We start from the raw sequence: 16334 nt of genomic DNA on the forward strand, positions 1-16334 counted from the left end.
TCTTACTTTTTACGGCAGAGGCCATTTTCCATGAAACGACTCATCATCGGCATTTCCGGCGCCAGCGGCGCCATCTACGGCGTGCGCCTGTTACAGGTTCTGCGCGACGTCGCAGAGGTGGAAACCCATCTGGTGATGAGCAACGCGGCAAGACAGACGCTGGCGCTGGAAACGCCGTACAGCCTGCGGGAAGTGCAGGCGCTGGCCGACGTGGTGCACGATGCGCGCGACATCGCCGCCGGCATCTCCTCCGGCTCCTTCAAAACCCTGGGCATGGCGATCCTGCCATGCTCAGTCAAAACGCTGTCCGGCATCGTCAACAGTTACAGCGACGGGCTGCTGACTCGCGCCGCCGACGTGGTGCTCAAAGAGCGCCGCCGTTTGGTGCTGTGCGTGCGGGAAACGCCGCTGCATTTGGGTCACCTGCGGTTGATGACCCAGGCGGCGGAGATGGGGGCGGTGATCATGCCGCCGGTGCCGGCGTTTTACCACCAGCCGAAAAGCGTGGAAGACATCATCGATCAGACCGTCAATCGGGTGATCGATCAGTTTGATATCGAACTGCCGGCCGATCTGTTCACCCGTTGGCAGGGCGTTAGTTAACATTTTCATCCCCAAATTGGTACATTTGTGCAACACCGCACTGAATTAGGGCGGCGCATGCACCATAATGATCCTACTTCATCACGTTCACTGTTTCATGGCGCCGCCTTGTCGCGGCTGCCAGTGGCGCGGCCCCGAGCGGCCGATTTAATTTTGCGGTTATCGTCCCAGGAAACAGTATTGTGAAGGCCGGAGCCGTTCCCTCCGCCCGTAGCACCTAATGTGGCACGATTACTGCAAATTGATTTGGTGGGGAAAAGTAATGCCCGTAGTGGCATCAAAAAAATCAATTTGAGGGTAATTTATGAAAAAGCTGGTTAAGGTTCTTCCTTTAGTCTTGGCTTTGGCGGCCGCAAACAGCGCATTCGCCGCTATCCCATCGACATTGAAGATCGGCACCGATCCGACTTATGCGCCGTTTGAATCCAAAAACGCCAAAGGCGAGCTGGTCGGCTTCGATATCGATTTGGCCAAAGAGCTGTGCAAACGCATAAATACCCAATGCACCTTCGTGGAGAGCGACTTTGACGCGCTGATCCCATCCCTCAAGGCGAAGAAAATCGACGCCATCATCTCTTCGCTGTCCATCACTGAAAAACGCCAGCAGGAAATCGCCTTTACCGACAAGCTTTATGCCGCCAACGCGCGTCTGATCGCGCCGAAGGGCTCCAAGCTGTTGCCTACCGTGGACGCCCTGAAAGGCAAGAGCGTGGGCGTGCTGCAGGGCACTACCCAGGAAGCCTACGCCAACGCCATGTGGCAGCCGAAGGGCGTCACGGTGGTGCCTTACCAGAACCAGGATCTGGTCTACGCCGATCTGGCGTCCGGGCGCATCGACGCCGCCTTCCAGGATGAAGTGGCGGGCAGCGACGGCTTCCTGAAACAGCCGCCGGGCAAAGACTATGCGTTCGCCGGCGAATCGGTGAAGGATGACAAATTCTTCGGCGTCGGCACCGGCATGGGGCTGCGCAAAGCCGATACCGAGCTGAAAGCCGCGCTGGATAAAGCCTTCGCCGAAATGCGCAAAGACGGCACCTACGATAAATACGCGAAAAAGTACTTCGACTTTGACGTCTACGGCGGGTAATCCGCTAACCGTTCCATGCTGTGACTGCGGGGCCGGTGCGCCGGCCCCGATGGTTCGGATCCTAGACCACAGGGTGAAGTAGATGCTGCAAGGCTATTCCCAACTGATTTTCGAGGGGGCTCTGGTGACGCTGGAGTTGGCCCTCAGTTCCGTATTGTTGGCGGTGGTGATCGGGTTGATCGGCGCCGGCGGCAAACTCTCCCACAACCCCCTTATTTCCGGCCTGTTCGGCGCTTACACCACGCTGATCCGCGGCGTGCCCGATCTGGTGCTGATGCTGCTGATCTTTTACGGTCTGCAAATCGCGCTGAACAATATCACTACGCTGCTGGGCTTCTCGCAGATCGATATCGATCCGCTCGGCGCCGGCATCATTACCCTCGGTTTTATCTACGGTGCTTATTTTACCGAGACCTTCCGCGGCGCTTATCTGGCGGTGCCGAAAGGGCAGATCGAAGCGGCGACGGCCTACGGCTTCAGCGGCGCGCAGATCTTCCGGCGCATTCTGTTCCCGGCGATGATGCGTTTCGCCTTGCCGGGCATCGGCAACAACTGGCAGGTGATCCTGAAGGCGACGGCGCTGGTGTCGATCCTCGGCCTGAACGACGTGGTGAAAGCCACGCAGCTGGCGGGGAAAGGCACCTATCAGCCGTTCTTCTTCGCCATCGTGGCCGGCGTGGTGTACCTGATCTTCACGACCGTTTCCAACGGCGTGCTGCTGTGGCTTGAACGGCGTTACTCACTGGGCGTCAAGAGGGCCGAGCTATGATCGAGATTTTGCAACAGTATTGGCAGTCGCTGCTGTGGAGCGACGGCTACCGTTTCACCGGCGTGGCGGTAACGCTGTGGCTGCTGATCGCTTCGGTGGTGATGGGCGGGCTGCTGGCGATCCCGATGGCGGTGGCGCGCGTCTCTTCCATCCGCTGGGTGCGTTTCCCGGTGTGGCTCTATACCTACGTGTTTCGCGGCACGCCGCTGTACGTGCAGCTGCTGGTGTTCTACTCCGGCATGTACAGCCTCGAGATCGTGCGCGGCAGCGAGTTTCTCAATGCGTTTTTCCGCAGCGGGCTCAACTGCACCATCCTGGCGCTGACGCTCAACACCTGCGCCTATACCACCGAGATCTTCGCCGGGGCCATCCGCTCGGTGCCGCACGGTGAAATCGAGGCCGCCAACGCCTACGGTTTCTCGCGCTTCAAGATGTATCGCTGCATCATTTTGCCTTCGGCGCTGCGCACCGCGCTGCCGGCCTACAGCAACGAAGTGATCCTGATGCTGCACTCCACCGCGCTGGCGTTTACCGCCACCGTGCCGGATCTGCTGAAGATTGCGCGCGACATCAACGCCGCGACCTATCAGCCGTTTTACGCTTTCGGCATCGCGGCGGTGCTGTACCTGATCATCTCCTACGTGTTAATCAGCCTGTTCCGCAAGGCTGAAAAACGCTGGATGGCACACGTTAGTCACTGATAAATGACGGGAAGAAAAACCATGTCTGAGAATAAATTAGCCGTCACGGAACTGCACAAACGCTATGGCGACCACGAAGTGCTGAAGGGCGTCTCGCTGGCGGCCAACGCCGGGGATGTGATCAGCATCATCGGCTCCTCCGGCTCCGGCAAAAGCACCTTTCTGCGCTGCATCAACTTCCTCGAGAAGCCGAGCGAGGGCTCGATCAGCCTGAACAACGAAGACATCCGCATGGTGCGCGACAAAGACGGCCAGCTGAAGGTGTTCGACAAGAAGCAACTGCAGCTGCTGCGCACTCGCCTGACCATGGTGTTCCAGCATTTCAACCTGTGGAGCCACATGACGGTGCTGGAGAACGTGATGGAGGCGCCGGTGCAGGTGCTGGGGCTGAGCAAGGCCGACGCGCACGAGCGCGCGGTGCGTTATCTGGATAAGGTGGGCATCGATGAGCGGGCGCGCGGCAAATACCCGGTGCACCTGTCGGGCGGCCAGCAGCAGCGCGTTTCTATCGCCCGCGCGTTGGCGATGGAGCCGGAAGTGCTGCTGTTCGACGAACCGACGTCGGCGCTGGATCCCGAGCTGGTGGGCGAGGTGCTGCGCATCATGCAGAAGCTGGCGGAGGAGGGGAAAACCATGGTGGTGGTGACGCACGAAATGGAGTTTGCGCGCCACGTTTCCAACCACGTGATCTTCCTGCATAAAGGGTTGATTGAAGAACAGGGGCCGCCGGCCGAGCTGTTCGGCAACCCCAAAAGCCCGCGCCTGCAGCAGTTCCTGTCCGGCGCGTTGAAGTAACGTCAGATCAGCGGGCTTCGGCCCGCTGATTAATCACGTCATCCAGCGCCTGCTCCAGCTCCAGATAGCGGAAGTGGAAGCCGGCCTCCTCCAGCCGCTTCGGCACCGCCCGCTGGCCGCCGAGCACCAGCACCGCCGCTTCCCCCATCAACAAACGCATGACGAACGCCGGCACCCGCAGAAACGCCGGGCGATCGAGCACGTTGGCCAATTGGGCGGCGAACTGCTCGTTATGCACCGGGTAGGGGGCAACCATGTTGAACGGGCCGGTGAGCGTGGCGTGATCCAGCAGATAAATAATGCCGTTGACCATGTCGTCGAGATGGATCCACGGCAGGTATTGGCGGCCGTCGCCGATCGGGCCGCCCAGCCCGAAGCGGAACGGCGGCAGCATTTTGGCCAGCGCGCCGCCCTGCGGCGCTAGCACCACGCCGGTGCGCAGCAGGCAGACGCGGGTGGCGTCGCTCTGCGCCTGCAGCGCCAGCGCTTCCCAGCGTTGGCACAGCTGGTGGGTGAATTCGTCGTGCGGCGGCTCCTCTTCGGTGACCACCGCCTGCCCCTGATCGCCGTAGTAGCCGACGGCGGAACCGGAAATCAGCACGCCGGGCGGCGTGCTGCCGGCCTTGATCAGCTGCGCCAAGCGTTCGGTCAGATCCCAGCGGCTATGACACAGCCGCTGCTTCTGCTGTGCGCTCCAGCGCTTGTCGGCGATAGGTTCGCCGGCCAGATTGATCACCGCATCGAAGTCATCCAGCGACTGCCGGTCGTCCAGCGTGCGCCAATAGCTCGGCTGGTCGCCGAGCCGGGCCCGAGCCCGCCGTTCGTCTCGCGTCAGTACCGTAATATGGTGAGAAAGCGCCAGCAGCCTGGCCGTCAGGCTGCTGCCGATCAATCCCGTTGCGCCGGTGATCAGGATCCGCATGGTCGACCTCCCTGAGTTAGTCCCTGCGATAGCTCATGGTCATGGAGACAGAATCGGCGTAGCGCAGAGCCAGAAGTTTATCTATCTCCACTTCAGCATAGGTCACCCAGGCGTGTTCTTTTACGATATCGAGCACATCCTGCGTTAATTTTTCCAGCAACGCGAAACGGTTATCTTCCACATGGCGGATGATCGCTTTGGTGATGGTGCGGTAGTTGAGCGCATCGGCGATGTCTTCGCTGTTGCGCGCCTTGTCCGCCGGGTAGTGGATCACCACGTTGATCAGGATGTCCTGTCGGTTGTTGATTTCCTCTTCCTTGATACCGATGAACGTGCGCAGCCGCAGATTTTTAATGCGAATAACGGCGTCGGGTTGACTGAAAGACATCAGAGATTCTCCATAGGTCTGATTATTGGCGTTCAGAATACACGGAAAGTAGGGAAATGATAACGCAGGGACGATGTGACTCCCCGGTCAAAGGGGAGTCGGGGAGGCACTTAGCCTTGTTCGGCCAGTTTGTAGGCGCGCTCGGTCGCCGGGCGGTTGCTGATGCGTTCGAACCAGTTGCGCACCGCCGGGTAATCCGCCAGATCGATGCGCTGGCGCGGATGCGACACCACCCACGGGTAGGTGGCGATATCGGCGATGCTGTAGTTGTCGCCGCCGAGGTACGGGTGTTTTTGCAGTTCGGCTTCCAGCACGCCATACAGCCGCTTGGTCTCCAGATGATAACGCTCGATGGCGTAGGGCACCGGCTGCGGCGCGTAGTGGTTGAAGTGGTGATTCTGCCCGAGCATCGGCCCGAACCCGGCCACCTGCCAGAACAGCCACTGCAGGGTGGCGGCGCGTTCGCGCAGGCCCTTGCTCAGCAGTTTGCCGGTCTTCTCCGCCAGATACAGCAGGATTTCACCGGATTCGAACAGGCTGATCGGCTCGCCGCCGTCCACCGGTTGCTGATCGACGATCGCCGGGATTTTGTTGTTGGGAGAAATGCTCAGAAAGTCCGGTTTGAACTGCTCGCCGGCGCTGATGTTTACGCGATGGATACGGTAGGGTAAGCCGACCTCTTCCAAAAACAAGGTGATCTTGTGACCATTGGGAGTAGGCGCGTAATACAGGTCAATCATGTTGCCTCCTGCGGTAAGGTGATCTGTAATTCATTACACGTTGCTGCGGTCTTCGCCGCGCACAAAGGTATATCAGAGATCCAACAATAGCAGCTAAGGATAGCAGGCTATGTGGGATTCGTCCGATGCTATCTGCGCGGTTGGATCACAATTCTCCACCGGGGCGGGCGGCGGTTTGCCGCACGGCGCCGGCGCGGTAAAATGGCGCTTATTTCCCTCTATAGGACAAGGTTATGAAGCTGATGTTCGCCTCGGATATCCACGGCTCGCTGCCTGCTACCGAACGCGTGCTGGAATTGTTCGCACAAAACGGCGCCGACTGGTTGATTCTTCTGGGTGATTTGCTGAATCACGGCCCGCGCAACGCGCTGCCGGCCGGGTATCAACCTGCTCAGGTTGCCGAACGATTGAATCGCTATAGCGACAAGATCATCGCCGTTCGCGGCAATTGCGACAGCGAGGTCGACCAGATGCTGCTGACGTTTCCCATCGAGGCGCCCTGGCAACAGGTTTTACTGCAAAAAAGACGATTGTTTTTGACCCACGGTCACCTTTATCATCCCTCGGCACTGCCGCCATTATCCCGCGGTGACGTCCTGGCCTACGGCCATACGCATCTGCCGCAGGCGGAGCGGCAGGGTGAGATCTATTGCTTCAATCCGGGCTCGGTCAGCATCCCCAAAGGGGGCTTTCCGGCCAGCTACGGCATGTTGGATCGGGGCACTTTGCGCGTGCTGACGCTCGACGACGGCAAGGTCGTCGCGGAAGTGGCGTTAACACGCTAAACGCACTAATTTATACACACACAATAAAAATCTTTGAAAAACACTCATTGATTAACCAGCGCGCGGGATGCATCGCGCCAAAATAGAAGGTTTTAGAGGATGGCGGAACAGGGTCAGGCTGCAGATACCGAATGGGTTGATATCGTCGACGAGCAAAACGAGGTGATTGCGCAATCCAGTCGTCAACAGATGCGGGCGGAGCGGCTGCGTCATCGTGCTACCTATATTGTGGTGCATGATGGAATGGGAAAAATTCTGGTGCAGCGTCGTACCGAGATCAAAGACTTCTACCCGGGCTGGCTGGACGCGACGGCGGGCGGCGTGGTGCAAAGCGGTGAAAACGTGCTGGACTCGGCGCGCCGCGAGGCGGAAGAAGAGCTGGGCATCGCCGGCGTGCCTTTCGCCGAACACGGTCTGTTCTACTTCGAAGAAGAGCAGTGCCGGGTGTGGGGCGCGCTGTTCAGCTGCGTATCGCACGGCCCGTTCGCGCTGCAGGAAGAAGAAGTGGCCGAGGTGTGCTGGCTGACGCCGGAAGAGATCACCGCGCGCTGCGACGAGTTTACTCCGGATTCGCTGAAGGCGCTGTCGCTGTGGCTGACGCGCAACAACGAACAGGATTACGGCAAGCCGCTCGACAACCACTGAGACGCCAACGCGTAAGAAAGCCGGTCATCGACCGGCTTTTTTTATGGTGCGGATTCAGCAGCTGTCGCGGCGGCACAGCGTGGCGGGCAGGGAGCCTGCCGGCTGCCAGGGCTGCTCGTTCAGCCGCGCCAGCAGCGCCTGGCCGGCCTGAATGCCGATGTCGCGATGCGGAATGGTCATGGTGGTCAGCGGCGGCTGGCACACCCGGCTGAACTCGCTGTTGCCGAACCCCACCACCGCCAGATTGTCCGGCACCTTGATGCGCCGCCGCTGGCATTCATACAGCGCGCCGCCGGCCAGTTCGTCCGAGGCGCACACCAGCGCGTCCAGCTCCGGCCAGGCCAGCAAGAATTCCGGCAGCTGCTGCGCGCCGGTGCTGAAGCTGGCGGGCTGCGCGGCGTTGATCACCCGATGCGGCGACATATGGTTGCGCAGCAGCGCCTTGTGCCAGCCCTGCAGGTGCTGCTGGAAGATCCACTGTTCCTGGTTGGCGCACAGCAGCCCGATGTTCTGGTAGCCGCTGGCGATCACCGTTTGCGTCAGCTGATACATTGCCGCCACGTAGTCGATGCCGATGCTCATGTCGATCGGATCGGCGCGCACGGCGCCGATCTCCACCACCGGAATGTTGGCGGCGATCAGCGCGTTGCGGGCGTTTTGCGAATGCTCGACGCTGAGCAGCACCGCCGCCGCCAGGTTGTAGGAAAGCAGGGTCTCCAGCAGCTTCTCTTCGCGCTCCAGATGGTGCTGCGATTCCGCCAGCATGATGTGATAACCGGCCGGCTGCAGCACTTTCTGCAGGCCGGCGAACATCTCGGCGCAGCCGGATTCGGACAGGCTGGGCACCACCATGGCGATGGTGTAGGACGAGGCCGACGCCAGCGAGCTGGCGGCCAGGTTGGGCAGATACCCCAGTTCGCTTACCGCGGCTTCAATCTTCTCGCGCAGTTTGTCTGAAACCTGCTCCGGCGTGCGCAGCGCGCGCGACACCGTCATGGTGCCGACGCCCGCCAGCTGCGCTACGTCAGCCAACGTCACCCTGCCCGTGCTGCGTCGTTTTTTACCGATCGACATGCCTAATCCCGACTGAAATGCGCGCGCGGCGCATAAAAATGGTGAGGGCGGGAAGCCGACGGCGCGGCTTCGACGATCCCCGTATGCGGCACATTCTACCCCGTTACCCGAAAGAGCGAGAAAAAATTGTGGTTAACGCCATGCCGCGGCGCGGCGTTTTGATAGCGCTATCACAGATCTGCATGATAGCGCTTTGGTAGCGCTATCTTTGTGATATCCATCACTGTGTAGCCGGGAGGGGTTGATTAAAGTTTTACCGTCGTCGGTGAATTAATCACCGGCCGAAACCATCAACCTTTAGGAGGGTAACGTGCTGAAAGAGTGGCTGACCGCCGATCATATACAGCTGTGCGAACGGGTGGAGGACTGGCGCCAGGCGGTCACGCTGAGCGCGCAGCCGCTGCTGCAAGACGGCGTGATCACGCCGAATTACCTGACGGCGATCTTTCATCAGCAGGAGAAGCTCGGCCCTTACTTCGTCCTGGCACCGGGCATTGCCATGCCGCACGCCCGGCCCGAAGAGGGCGCCAACGCGTTGGGATTATCGCTGTTGAAGATCCATCAGGGGGTGAACTTTCATTCCGCAGATAACGATCCGGTTCAGGTGGTGGTGATGCTTTCGGCGCCCGACGGCGACAGCCACATCGAATTGATTTCGCAACTGGCGGAATTATTTTCAGACAATCAGGCCATGGCGGCGTTATTTCACGCCAAAGATAAACGGCAAATCGAGGATATTATCGCCCGCTATTAACGTTTAATCACCAGGAACACGATTAATGCTAACAACGCCGGGAATATGACCGGCGGCGCTACCCTACACGCTAAATTCAACAGGTGGATATTATGAAAATCATGGCGATTTGCGGTTCCGGTCTCGGCAGCAGTTTTATGGTGGAAATGAACATTAAAAAGGTGCTGAAAAAGATGGGCGTGGAGGCCGAGGTCGAACACTCCGATCTGTCGTCCGCCACCCCCGGCGCCGCCGACGTGTTCGTGATGGCGAAAGACATCGCCGACAGCGCCAGCGTACCGGCCGAGCAGCTGGTGGTGATCAGCAACATCATCGACATTAATGAGCTGGAAGCCAAGCTGCGCGCTTACTTCGAAGCCCACTCAATCATCTGAATAAAACGATTGGCGAGGTGGATATGTTTATCCAGGAAACGCTTAAGTTTGTGGTGGATATATTAAAGGTGCCTTCGGTACTGGTCGGGCTTATTGCGCTGATCGGTTTGCTGGCGCAAAAGAAATCGTTTTCCGACGTGGTGAAAGGCACGGTAAAAACCATTCTCGGCTTTATCGTTTTGGGCGGCGGCGCCACGGTATTGGTCGGGTCGCTCAATCCGCTGGGCGGCATGTTCGAACATGCGTTCAATATTCAGGGCATCATTCCGAATAACGAAGCCATTGTCTCCATCGCGCTGGAGAAATACGGTGCCTCCACCGCGCTGATCATGGCGTTCGGCATGGTGGCGAATATCGTAGTAGCGCGCTTCACCCGGCTGAAATACATCTTCCTGACCGGCCACCACACCTTCTACATGGCCTGCATGATCGGCATCATCCTGACGGTGGCGGGCTTCGAGGGCGTGCAGTTGGTGTTTACCGGCGCGCTGACCCTGGGGCTGGTGATGGCGTTCTTCCCGGCGATCGCCCAGCGCTATATGCGCCGCATCACCGGCAATGACGATATCGCCTTCGGCCACTTCGGCACCCTGGGCTACGTGCTGTCCGGCTGGATCGGCTCGAAGGTGGGTAAAAACTCGCGCTCGACCGAAGAGATGAACCTGCCGAAAAACCTCAGCTTCCTGCGCGACAGCTCCATTTCGATCTCGATGACCATGATCGTCATCTACCTGATCCTGGCGATCTGCGCCGGGCGGGCCTATGTGGAAAGCGAGCTCAGCGGCGGCCAGAACTACCTGGTGTATTCGATCATTCAGGCCATCACCTTCGCCGCCGGGGTGTTCATCATCCTGCAGGGTGTGCGCCTGATTCTGGCGGAAATCGTGCCGGCGTTCACCGGCTTCTCGGAAAAACTGGTGCCTAACGCGCGGCCGGCGCTGGATTGCCCGGTGGTCTATCCCTATGCCCCCAACGCGGTGCTGATCGGCTTCCTGTTCAGCTTCCTTGGCGGATTGGCCGGGCTGTTCCTGCTGGGGCAGTTGAAGATGGTGCTGATCCTGCCCGGCGTGGTGCCGCACTTCTTCACCGGCGCTACCGCTGGGGTGTTCGGCAACGCGACTGGCGGGCGGCGTGGCGCGATGCTGGGCGCCTTCGCCAACGGGCTGCTGATCACCTTCCTGCCGGTATTGCTGCTGCCGGTGCTGGGGGCGTTGGGCTTTGCCAACACCACCTTCTCCGACGCCGACTTCGGCGCGATCGGCATCCTGCTGGGCAATATGGCGCGCTTTATGTCGAAAGAGATGATCATGCTGGCGATCGTCGCCGTGTTCGCGCTGCTGGTGGCGCATAACTTCCTGGGCAAACGCAAAGGCGCGCCGGCCGCTGACCGCGTCGAGAAATAGCGAGGGCAGACTGATGAACTACACAACGAGCGAAACGGAAATTGAAGAGCTGCATATCCTGGCGCGTGCGATCCGCCTGGAAACGCTGAAGGCGCTGACCGGGCTGGGCTTCGGCCACTACGGCGGCTGCATGTCGGTGGTGGAGACGCTGGCGGTGCTGTACGGCAGCGTGATGCGCATCGATCCGGCGGATCCGGACTGGCCGGAGCGCGATGACTTCGTGCTGTCGAAAGGGCACGCCGGCCCGGCGCTGTACAGCACGCTGGCGATCAAGGGCTACTTCCCGCTGGCGGAGCTGAAGACCCTCAACCAGAACGGCACGCGTCTGCCGAGCCATCCGGACCGGCTGCGCACGCGCGGCGTGGACGCCACCACCGGCTCGCTGGGGCAGGGCGTGTCGATCGCCGCCGGCATGGCGTTGTCCCATCGGCTGGCGGGGCGCCGCAATCGGGTGTTCAGCATCCTCGGCGATGGGGAACTGAATGAAGGGCAGTGCTGGGAGGCGTTCCAGTTTATCGCCCACCACAATCTGAACAACCTGACGCTGTTCATCGATTACAACAAGCAACAGCTGGACGGCGCGCTGGACGAGGTGATCCAACCGTTCGATCTGGCCGCCAAGTTCCGCGCCTTCGGCTTTGAGGTGCAGACCATCAAGGGCGACGATATCGCGGCGCTGTTGGCGGCGGTGGCGCCGGCGCGCGGCGGCGAACAGCGGCCGCTGGCGATCGTGCTCGACAGCATCAAAGGGCAGGGCGTGGCCTATCTGGAAAACCTGTCGAACTCTCACCACCTGCGCCTGACGCCGGACGTGCAGCAGGAAATCGAAAAAGCCATCGCCGAACTGGAGGCCGCCCATGTTTAACGTAGTGACGCAGTTGGAAAACGACGCCGTCGAAATGCGCAAAGTCTACGCCGGCGCGGTGCGTCGGCAGATTGAGGCGGGCGCGCCGATCATCGCGCTGGAGGCGGATCTGATGAGCTCGATGGCGATGGATGGCGTACACAAGGATCACCCGCAGCACGTGATCAACTGCGGCATCATGGAGGCCAACGTGATCGGCGTCGCCGCCGGGCTGTCGCTCACCGGCCGGGTGCCGTTCGTGCATACCTTTACCGCCTTCGCCAGCCGCCGCTGTTTCGATCAGCTGTTCATGTCGCTGGATTATCAGCGCAACAACGTCAAGGTGATCGCCTCCGACGCCGGGGTGAGCGCCTGCCACAACGGCGGCACCCACATGTCGTTCGAGGACATGGGCATCGTGCGCGGGCTGGCGCATTCGGTGGTGCTGGAAGTGACCGACGCCACCATGTTCGCCGACATTCTGCGCCAGCTGATGGATCTGCGCGGCTTCTACTGGGTGCGCACCATTCGCAAGCAGGCGACGCGCATCTATCAGGAGGGCTCGCGCTTTACCATCGGCAAGGGCAACCTGCTGCGCGACGGCGACGACATTACGCTGATCGCCAACGGCATCATGGTGGCGGAGGCGCTGAAGGCGGCGCAGAGGCTGGCGCAGCAGGGCGTCAGCGCGGCGGTGATCGATATGTTCACCCTCAAGCCTATCGACCGTGAACTGATCAAAACTTACGCGGCCAGGACGGGGCGCATCGTCACCTGTGAAAACCACAGCATTCATAACGGGCTGGGATCGGCGGTGGCGGAGGTGCTGGCGGAAGAGTGCCCGACGCCGATGCGGCGCGTGGGGGTGAAGGAGCGTTACGGCCAGGTGGGCACCCAAGCGTTCTTGCAACAGGAGTATGGCCTGACCGCCGAGCATATTCTGGAGGCCGCCGGGCAGTTGCTGCAAAAATAGTTCTCGAGTCAATCACAACTGCTGTAACGAATGAGGTCTGGTGCTATGTATAAAGCACATACCTTCCTGCCCAGTATCTGAGTTATGACTCACGCGTTATCAACTGAGAAGCCCCTTAGGGGGCTTTTTGTTTTTAATGGATAATAGATGGCCAATGCTTGGGTAAAAAGAGATAATAAAAACAGTCTAATAAATACAATAAGTTATATTCATGGAGTGAATAATGATAACAGCAAGAGGCTCGTTCAGAAGGCTGACGCTAGGCGAGATCACGCTATCCCGTTTTCTCTATAAAAATGCCATCGACTACAGTCTTGTTAAAGTGCATAACGCGAGCTATTTCCCGTTTGGTTTGCAGAATGAGGAAACGGCCGTTACGCCTAATGGTGAACTTTATTGGCCTGAAAAACACTTCAGGGAAGATTTTTCGACAGAAACAACGCGCTACCTATGGTGGTTCATGCATGAAATGGCCCACGTATGGCAGTATCAGATGGGGATGAACGTCCGGCTGCGGGGAATAATGAGCTGGGCGGTAACTTATAAATACTCGCTGCCTGATTACTACTCCTTAGCTGATTATGGTATGGAGGCACAAGCCAGCCTTCTTGCAGATTACTTCATCCTTTCTCGTTATGGCAAAGAACGGTGGTTTGAGGTGAAACTGATGCAAGGTATTATAGGTCCAGATTTGAAAAGCCGTTATGAGCATGTTTTGAAAGGATTTCTTAATGCTCCTGCCGACAGGAAAAACCTGAAATGAGAAGAATCTATACCCTCATCATCATGATGATGTTGCTCAGTGGCTGTATGCTTGAAAAGCAACGTTTTTACGCTGCGGATATTACGCTGCGGGGAAATGATCTCTGTTTCTCTTTACCGCAAGCCTACCCAACACAGAGTGGCAGGGTCAGTCTGGTCAGCATCGCTATTGAACAACGGTTGGATAGCCAAACGCATGAGCTCTGGCGTAGGACCACTCTACCACCGAAGCCCGTTGAGACGATTACGCCCGGCCAATGTATCCCATACTCGTTCAAGGCATTTGAGAGCAATGTGCCATACACCGTGGCAATCAGTACCGTAGATCCTCAGGATGCAGATTCCAAACGTTTCTGGCAGCGCAGTTTCTCGCTGAAAATCAGCGACGGACAGATTTTGCAGGTTATTGCCAGTGCGGAGTAATAAAGCGAGAGAAGGGATGAATGAAATAACAAGGGCCGGCAATGCCGGCCCTTGTTCGTTTGGCGATGAATTACGCCTTGGCGGCGGCAGCGTCAGCCTGGGAAGACTGGATCGCCGTCAGCGCAACGGTGTAGACGATATCGTCAACCAGTGCGCCGCGCGACAGGTCGTTCACCGGCTTGCGCATGCCTTGCAGCATCGGCCCGATGGAGACCAGGTCAGCGGAACGCTGTACCGCTTTGTAGGTGGTGTTGCCGGTGTTCAGATCCGGGAAGATGAACACGGTCGCCTGGCCGGCTACCGGTGAGTTCGGCGCCTTGGACTTGGCAACGTCGGCCATGATGGCGGCGTCGTACTGCAGCGGGCCGTCGATGATCAGATCCGGGCGTTTTTCCTGTGCCAGACGGGTCGCTTCGCGCACTTTCTCGACGTCGCTACCCGCGCCGGAGTTGCCGGTGGAGTAGGAGATCATCGCTACGCGCGGCTCGATGCCGAAGGCCGCGGCGGAATCCGCAGACTGGATGGCGATTTCAGACAGCTGCTCGGCGGTCGGATCCGGGTTGATCGCGCAGTCGCCGTAGACCAGTACCTGGTCAGGCAGCAGCATGAAGAACACGGAGGACACCAGCGAGCTGCCCGGCGCGGTTTTGATCAGCTGCAACGGCGGACGGATGGTGTTGGCGGTGGTGTGAACCGCGCCGGAGACCAGACCGTCGACTTCGCCTTGTTCCAGCATCAGGGTGCCGAGCACCACGTTGTCTTCCAGCTGCTCGCGCGCGACCACTTCGGTCATGCCCTTGCTCTTGCGCAGCTCAACCAGACGCGGCACGTAGTTTTCACGCACGGCGACCGGATCGACGATTTCGATGCCTTTGCCCAGCTCAACGCCTTGCGCTGCCGCGACGCGCTGGATTTCTTCCGGGTTGCCGAGCAGCACGCATTCCGCGATGCCGCGTTCGGCGCAGATGGCCGCCGCTTTCACGGTGCGCGGCTCGTCGCCTTCCGGCAGCACGATGCGCTTGCCGGCTTTACGCGCCAGCTCGGTCAGCTCGTAACGGAACGCCGGTGGAGACAGGCGGCGTGAACGCTCGGAGGTGGCGGTCAGCGAGTCGATCCATTCGGTGTTGATGTGGCTGGCCACGTAGTTCTGCACTTTCTCGATGCGCTGGTGGTCGTCCGCCGGCACTTCGAGGTTGAAGCTCTGCAGGCTCAGCGAGGTCTGCCAGGTGTTGGTATCGACCATGAACACCGGCAGGCCGGTCTGGAAGGCGCGTTCGCACAGCTTCTTGATCGGCTCGTCGATGGCGTAGCCGCCGGTCAGCAGGATGGCGCCGATTTCCACGCCGTTCATCGCCGCCAGGCAGGCGGAGACCAGCACGTCAGGACGGTCTGCGGAGGTCACCAGCAGAGAGCCTGGGCGGAAGTGTTCCAGCATGTGCGGGATGCTGCGCGCACAGAAGGTCACGGACTTCACGCGGCGGGTCATGATGTCGCCTTCGTTGACCACGCGGGCCTTCAGGTGGCGAGCCATGTCGATGGCGCGGGTGGCGATCAGATCGAAGCTCCACGGCACGCAGCCCAGAACTGGCAGCGGGCTGTTGGCGAACAGCTGCGCAGGATCGACGTGGGCGATGCTGGCTTTGGTGGAGTCGTCGAAGATTTCGGACAGGTCAGGACGGGTGCGGCCCTGATCGTCGACCGGTGCGTTCAGCTTGTTGATGATCACGCCGGTGATGTTTTTGTTCTTGCTGCCGCCGAAGCTGGTGCGCGCCAGTTCGATGCGCTCTTTCAGCTGCGCCGGGGAGTCGTTGCCCAGCGCCAGCACGAAGACGATCTCGGCGTTCAGGGTTTTGGCGATCTCGTAGTTCAGCGCGTTGGCGAACTGATGCTTGCGGGTCGGCACTAGGCCTTCGATCAGCACCACTTCCGCGTCTTTGGTGTTCTCGTGGTAACGCGCCACGATCTCTTCCATCAGCACGTCTTGCTGGTTGGAGCTCAGCAGGCCCTCAACGTAGTCCATGCGCAGCGGTTCGGCCGCCGGGATGGTGGAGTTGCTGCGGATGATGGTGGTGGTCTGGTCGAGCGCGTTGTCGCCGGTGCGCGGTTGAGCGATAGGCTTGAACACGCTCAGACGAACGCCTTTTTGCTCCATGGAGCGGATGACACCCAGGCTGACGCTGGTCAGGCCGACGCTGGTGCCGGTGGGGATCAACATAATAGTACGTGACACAGAATAGTCCTCTTCACGATTAACATGAGGCTAAAACAACACCGTCAGCCTGGGCTGACGGT

19 protein-coding genes are annotated in these 16334 nt (G+C 59.6%); 14 read left to right on the forward strand and 5 right to left on the reverse strand.

Annotation, left to right across the window (positions count from 1 at the left end):
- Positions 1 to 30 precede the first annotated feature (30 nt).
- The 5 genes from ACJ8HN_RS00835 (at position 31) to hisP (ending at position 3955) form a co-directional block, all read left to right on the forward strand.
- Positions 31 to 603 (forward strand): UbiX family flavin prenyltransferase, encoded by a 573-nt coding sequence (locus ACJ8HN_RS00835; RefSeq protein WP_033635347.1) that lies wholly within the window; start codon positions 31 to 33, stop codon positions 601 to 603.
- Positions 604 to 907: 304 nt separating this feature from the next.
- Entirely contained in the window at positions 908 to 1690 is a 783-nt protein-coding gene (hisJ, locus tag ACJ8HN_RS00840) for a histidine ABC transporter substrate-binding protein HisJ (RefSeq protein ID WP_033635346.1), read from the forward strand.
- Between the two features lie 82 nt (positions 1691 to 1772).
- The gene (locus ACJ8HN_RS00845) at positions 1773 to 2459 is read left to right on the forward strand and encodes a histidine ABC transporter permease HisQ (protein WP_033635345.1); all 687 of its coding nucleotides are present in this window, start codon (positions 1773 to 1775) and stop codon (positions 2457 to 2459) included.
- Complete coding sequence (locus tag ACJ8HN_RS00850) at positions 2456 to 3160, forward strand: ABC transporter permease (RefSeq protein WP_033635343.1); 705 nt, start codon at positions 2456 to 2458, stop codon at positions 3158 to 3160. Before ACJ8HN_RS00845 ends, ACJ8HN_RS00850 begins: the two co-directional genes overlap by 4 nt.
- 21 nt (positions 3161 to 3181) lie before the next feature.
- The gene (gene hisP / locus ACJ8HN_RS00855; RefSeq protein WP_004936098.1) at positions 3182 to 3955 is read left to right on the forward strand and encodes a histidine ABC transporter ATP-binding protein HisP; all 774 of its coding nucleotides are present in this window, start codon (positions 3182 to 3184) and stop codon (positions 3953 to 3955) included.
- Between the two features lie 7 nt (positions 3956 to 3962).
- On the opposite strand, the gene ACJ8HN_RS00860 is transcribed toward hisP, so the two are convergent.
- The 3 genes from ACJ8HN_RS00860 to yfcG form a co-directional block, all read right to left on the reverse strand.
- Positions 3963 to 4877 carry a TIGR01777 family oxidoreductase gene (locus tag ACJ8HN_RS00860; RefSeq protein WP_033648057.1) on the reverse strand — a complete coding sequence of 305 codons (915 nt, stop codon included), beginning with the start codon at positions 4875 to 4877 and terminating at the stop codon, positions 3963 to 3965.
- 16 nt (positions 4878 to 4893) lie between these two features.
- Positions 4894 to 5265 carry a dihydroneopterin triphosphate 2'-epimerase gene (gene folX / locus ACJ8HN_RS00865; RefSeq protein ID WP_033635340.1) on the reverse strand — a complete coding sequence of 124 codons (372 nt, stop codon included), beginning with the start codon at positions 5263 to 5265 and terminating at the stop codon, positions 4894 to 4896.
- Between the two features lie 110 nt (positions 5266 to 5375).
- Positions 5376 to 6005 (reverse strand): GSH-dependent disulfide bond oxidoreductase, encoded by a 630-nt coding sequence (yfcG, locus tag ACJ8HN_RS00870; protein WP_033635339.1) that lies wholly within the window; start codon positions 6003 to 6005, stop codon positions 5376 to 5378.
- A 233-nt stretch (positions 6006 to 6238) separates the two neighbouring features.
- Between yfcG and yfcE the strand changes: the two genes are divergently transcribed.
- Positions 6239 to 6790 carry a phosphodiesterase gene (gene yfcE / locus ACJ8HN_RS00875; RefSeq protein WP_033635338.1) on the forward strand — a complete coding sequence of 184 codons (552 nt, stop codon included), beginning with the start codon at positions 6239 to 6241 and terminating at the stop codon, positions 6788 to 6790.
- Positions 6791 to 6889: 99 nt separating this feature from the next.
- Positions 6890 to 7435 (forward strand): NUDIX hydrolase YfcD, encoded by a 546-nt coding sequence (gene yfcD / locus ACJ8HN_RS00880; RefSeq protein ID WP_004936086.1) that lies wholly within the window; start codon positions 6890 to 6892, stop codon positions 7433 to 7435.
- A gap of 54 nt (positions 7436 to 7489) precedes the next feature.
- Here yfcD and ACJ8HN_RS00885 read toward each other — a convergent pair whose 3' ends face one another.
- Complete coding sequence (locus tag ACJ8HN_RS00885; RefSeq protein WP_004936083.1) at positions 7490 to 8509, reverse strand: LacI family DNA-binding transcriptional regulator; 1020 nt, start codon at positions 8507 to 8509, stop codon at positions 7490 to 7492.
- A gap of 310 nt (positions 8510 to 8819) precedes the next feature.
- On the opposite strand from ACJ8HN_RS00885, the gene ACJ8HN_RS00890 reads away from it, so the two are divergent.
- The 7 genes from ACJ8HN_RS00890 (at position 8820) to ACJ8HN_RS00920 (ending at position 14042) form a co-directional block, all read left to right on the forward strand.
- On the forward strand, positions 8820 to 9263 hold the full coding sequence (locus ACJ8HN_RS00890; RefSeq protein WP_033653756.1) for a PTS sugar transporter subunit IIA: 444 nt from the start codon (positions 8820 to 8822) through the stop codon (positions 9261 to 9263).
- Between the two features lie 92 nt (positions 9264 to 9355).
- A complete protein-coding gene (locus ACJ8HN_RS00895) occupies positions 9356 to 9637 on the forward strand; it encodes a PTS sugar transporter subunit IIB (RefSeq protein WP_025303676.1) in 282 nt (93 codons plus the stop codon).
- 23 nt (positions 9638 to 9660) lie between these two features.
- Positions 9661 to 11040 carry a PTS ascorbate transporter subunit IIC gene (locus ACJ8HN_RS00900; protein ID WP_004936074.1) on the forward strand — a complete coding sequence of 460 codons (1380 nt, stop codon included), beginning with the start codon at positions 9661 to 9663 and terminating at the stop codon, positions 11038 to 11040.
- A 13-nt stretch (positions 11041 to 11053) separates the two neighbouring features.
- Positions 11054 to 11905, forward strand: a complete 852-nt coding sequence (locus ACJ8HN_RS00905; RefSeq protein WP_049233922.1) for a transketolase — start codon at positions 11054 to 11056, stop codon at positions 11903 to 11905.
- Entirely contained in the window at positions 11898 to 12857 is a 960-nt protein-coding gene (locus tag ACJ8HN_RS00910; protein WP_193169442.1) for a transketolase family protein, read from the forward strand. The genes ACJ8HN_RS00905 and ACJ8HN_RS00910 overlap by 8 nt, the downstream gene beginning before the upstream one ends.
- Positions 12858 to 13080: 223 nt before the next feature.
- A complete protein-coding gene (locus ACJ8HN_RS00915) occupies positions 13081 to 13620 on the forward strand; it encodes a hypothetical protein (protein ID WP_033635334.1) in 540 nt (179 codons plus the stop codon).
- Positions 13617 to 14042 carry a putative T6SS immunity periplasmic lipoprotein gene (locus ACJ8HN_RS00920; RefSeq protein WP_049233918.1) on the forward strand — a complete coding sequence of 142 codons (426 nt, stop codon included), beginning with the start codon at positions 13617 to 13619 and terminating at the stop codon, positions 14040 to 14042. The genes ACJ8HN_RS00915 and ACJ8HN_RS00920 overlap by 4 nt, the downstream gene beginning before the upstream one ends.
- A gap of 70 nt (positions 14043 to 14112) precedes the next feature.
- Here ACJ8HN_RS00920 and pta read toward each other — a convergent pair whose 3' ends face one another.
- Positions 14113 to 16272: a phosphate acetyltransferase gene (gene pta, locus ACJ8HN_RS00925; RefSeq protein WP_033653759.1), complete on the reverse strand. Its 2160-nt coding sequence runs from the start codon at positions 16270 to 16272 to the stop codon at positions 14113 to 14115.
- Between the last annotated feature and the right edge of the window lie 62 nt (positions 16273 to 16334).

This window comes from Serratia sp. CY29653 (genome assembly GCF_052169255.1).
GTDB classification, from domain to species: domain Bacteria; phylum Pseudomonadota; class Gammaproteobacteria; order Enterobacterales; family Enterobacteriaceae; genus Serratia; species Serratia sarumanii.

Excerpts from the sequence above, each read along its gene's own strand:
- ACJ8HN_RS00915 (WP_033635334.1), top strand. The coding sequence starts at position 13,081 with ATGATAACAGCAAGAGGCTCGTTCAGAAGGCTGACGCTAGGCGAGATC.
- yfcE (WP_033635338.1), top strand. The coding sequence starts at position 6,239 with ATGAAGCTGATGTTCGCCTCGGATATCCACGGCTCGCTGCCTGCTACC.
- yfcD (WP_004936086.1), top strand. The coding sequence starts at position 6,890 with ATGGCGGAACAGGGTCAGGCTGCAGATACCGAATGGGTTGATATCGTC.
- ACJ8HN_RS00895 (WP_025303676.1), top strand. The coding sequence starts at position 9,356 with ATGAAAATCATGGCGATTTGCGGTTCCGGTCTCGGCAGCAGTTTTATG.
- ACJ8HN_RS00910 (WP_193169442.1), top strand. The coding sequence starts at position 11,898 with ATGTTTAACGTAGTGACGCAGTTGGAAAACGACGCCGTCGAAATGCGC.
- ACJ8HN_RS00850 (WP_033635343.1), top strand. The coding sequence starts at position 2,456 with ATGATCGAGATTTTGCAACAGTATTGGCAGTCGCTGCTGTGGAGCGAC.
- ACJ8HN_RS00900 (WP_004936074.1), top strand. The coding sequence starts at position 9,661 with ATGTTTATCCAGGAAACGCTTAAGTTTGTGGTGGATATATTAAAGGTG.
- ACJ8HN_RS00860 (WP_033648057.1), bottom strand. The coding sequence starts at position 4,877 with ATGCGGATCCTGATCACCGGCGCAACGGGATTGATCGGCAGCAGCCTG.
- ACJ8HN_RS00905 (WP_049233922.1), top strand. The coding sequence starts at position 11,054 with ATGAACTACACAACGAGCGAAACGGAAATTGAAGAGCTGCATATCCTG.
- hisP (WP_004936098.1), top strand. The coding sequence starts at position 3,182 with ATGTCTGAGAATAAATTAGCCGTCACGGAACTGCACAAACGCTATGGC.
- ACJ8HN_RS00920 (WP_049233918.1), top strand. The coding sequence starts at position 13,617 with ATGAGAAGAATCTATACCCTCATCATCATGATGATGTTGCTCAGTGGC.
- ACJ8HN_RS00845 (WP_033635345.1), top strand. The coding sequence starts at position 1,773 with ATGCTGCAAGGCTATTCCCAACTGATTTTCGAGGGGGCTCTGGTGACG.
- folX (WP_033635340.1), bottom strand. The coding sequence starts at position 5,265 with ATGTCTTTCAGTCAACCCGACGCCGTTATTCGCATTAAAAATCTGCGG.
- ACJ8HN_RS00835 (WP_033635347.1), top strand. The coding sequence starts at position 31 with ATGAAACGACTCATCATCGGCATTTCCGGCGCCAGCGGCGCCATCTAC.
- yfcG (WP_033635339.1), bottom strand. The coding sequence starts at position 6,005 with ATGATTGACCTGTATTACGCGCCTACTCCCAATGGTCACAAGATCACC.
- hisJ (WP_033635346.1), top strand. The coding sequence starts at position 908 with ATGAAAAAGCTGGTTAAGGTTCTTCCTTTAGTCTTGGCTTTGGCGGCC.
- ACJ8HN_RS00885 (WP_004936083.1), bottom strand. The coding sequence starts at position 8,509 with ATGTCGATCGGTAAAAAACGACGCAGCACGGGCAGGGTGACGTTGGCT.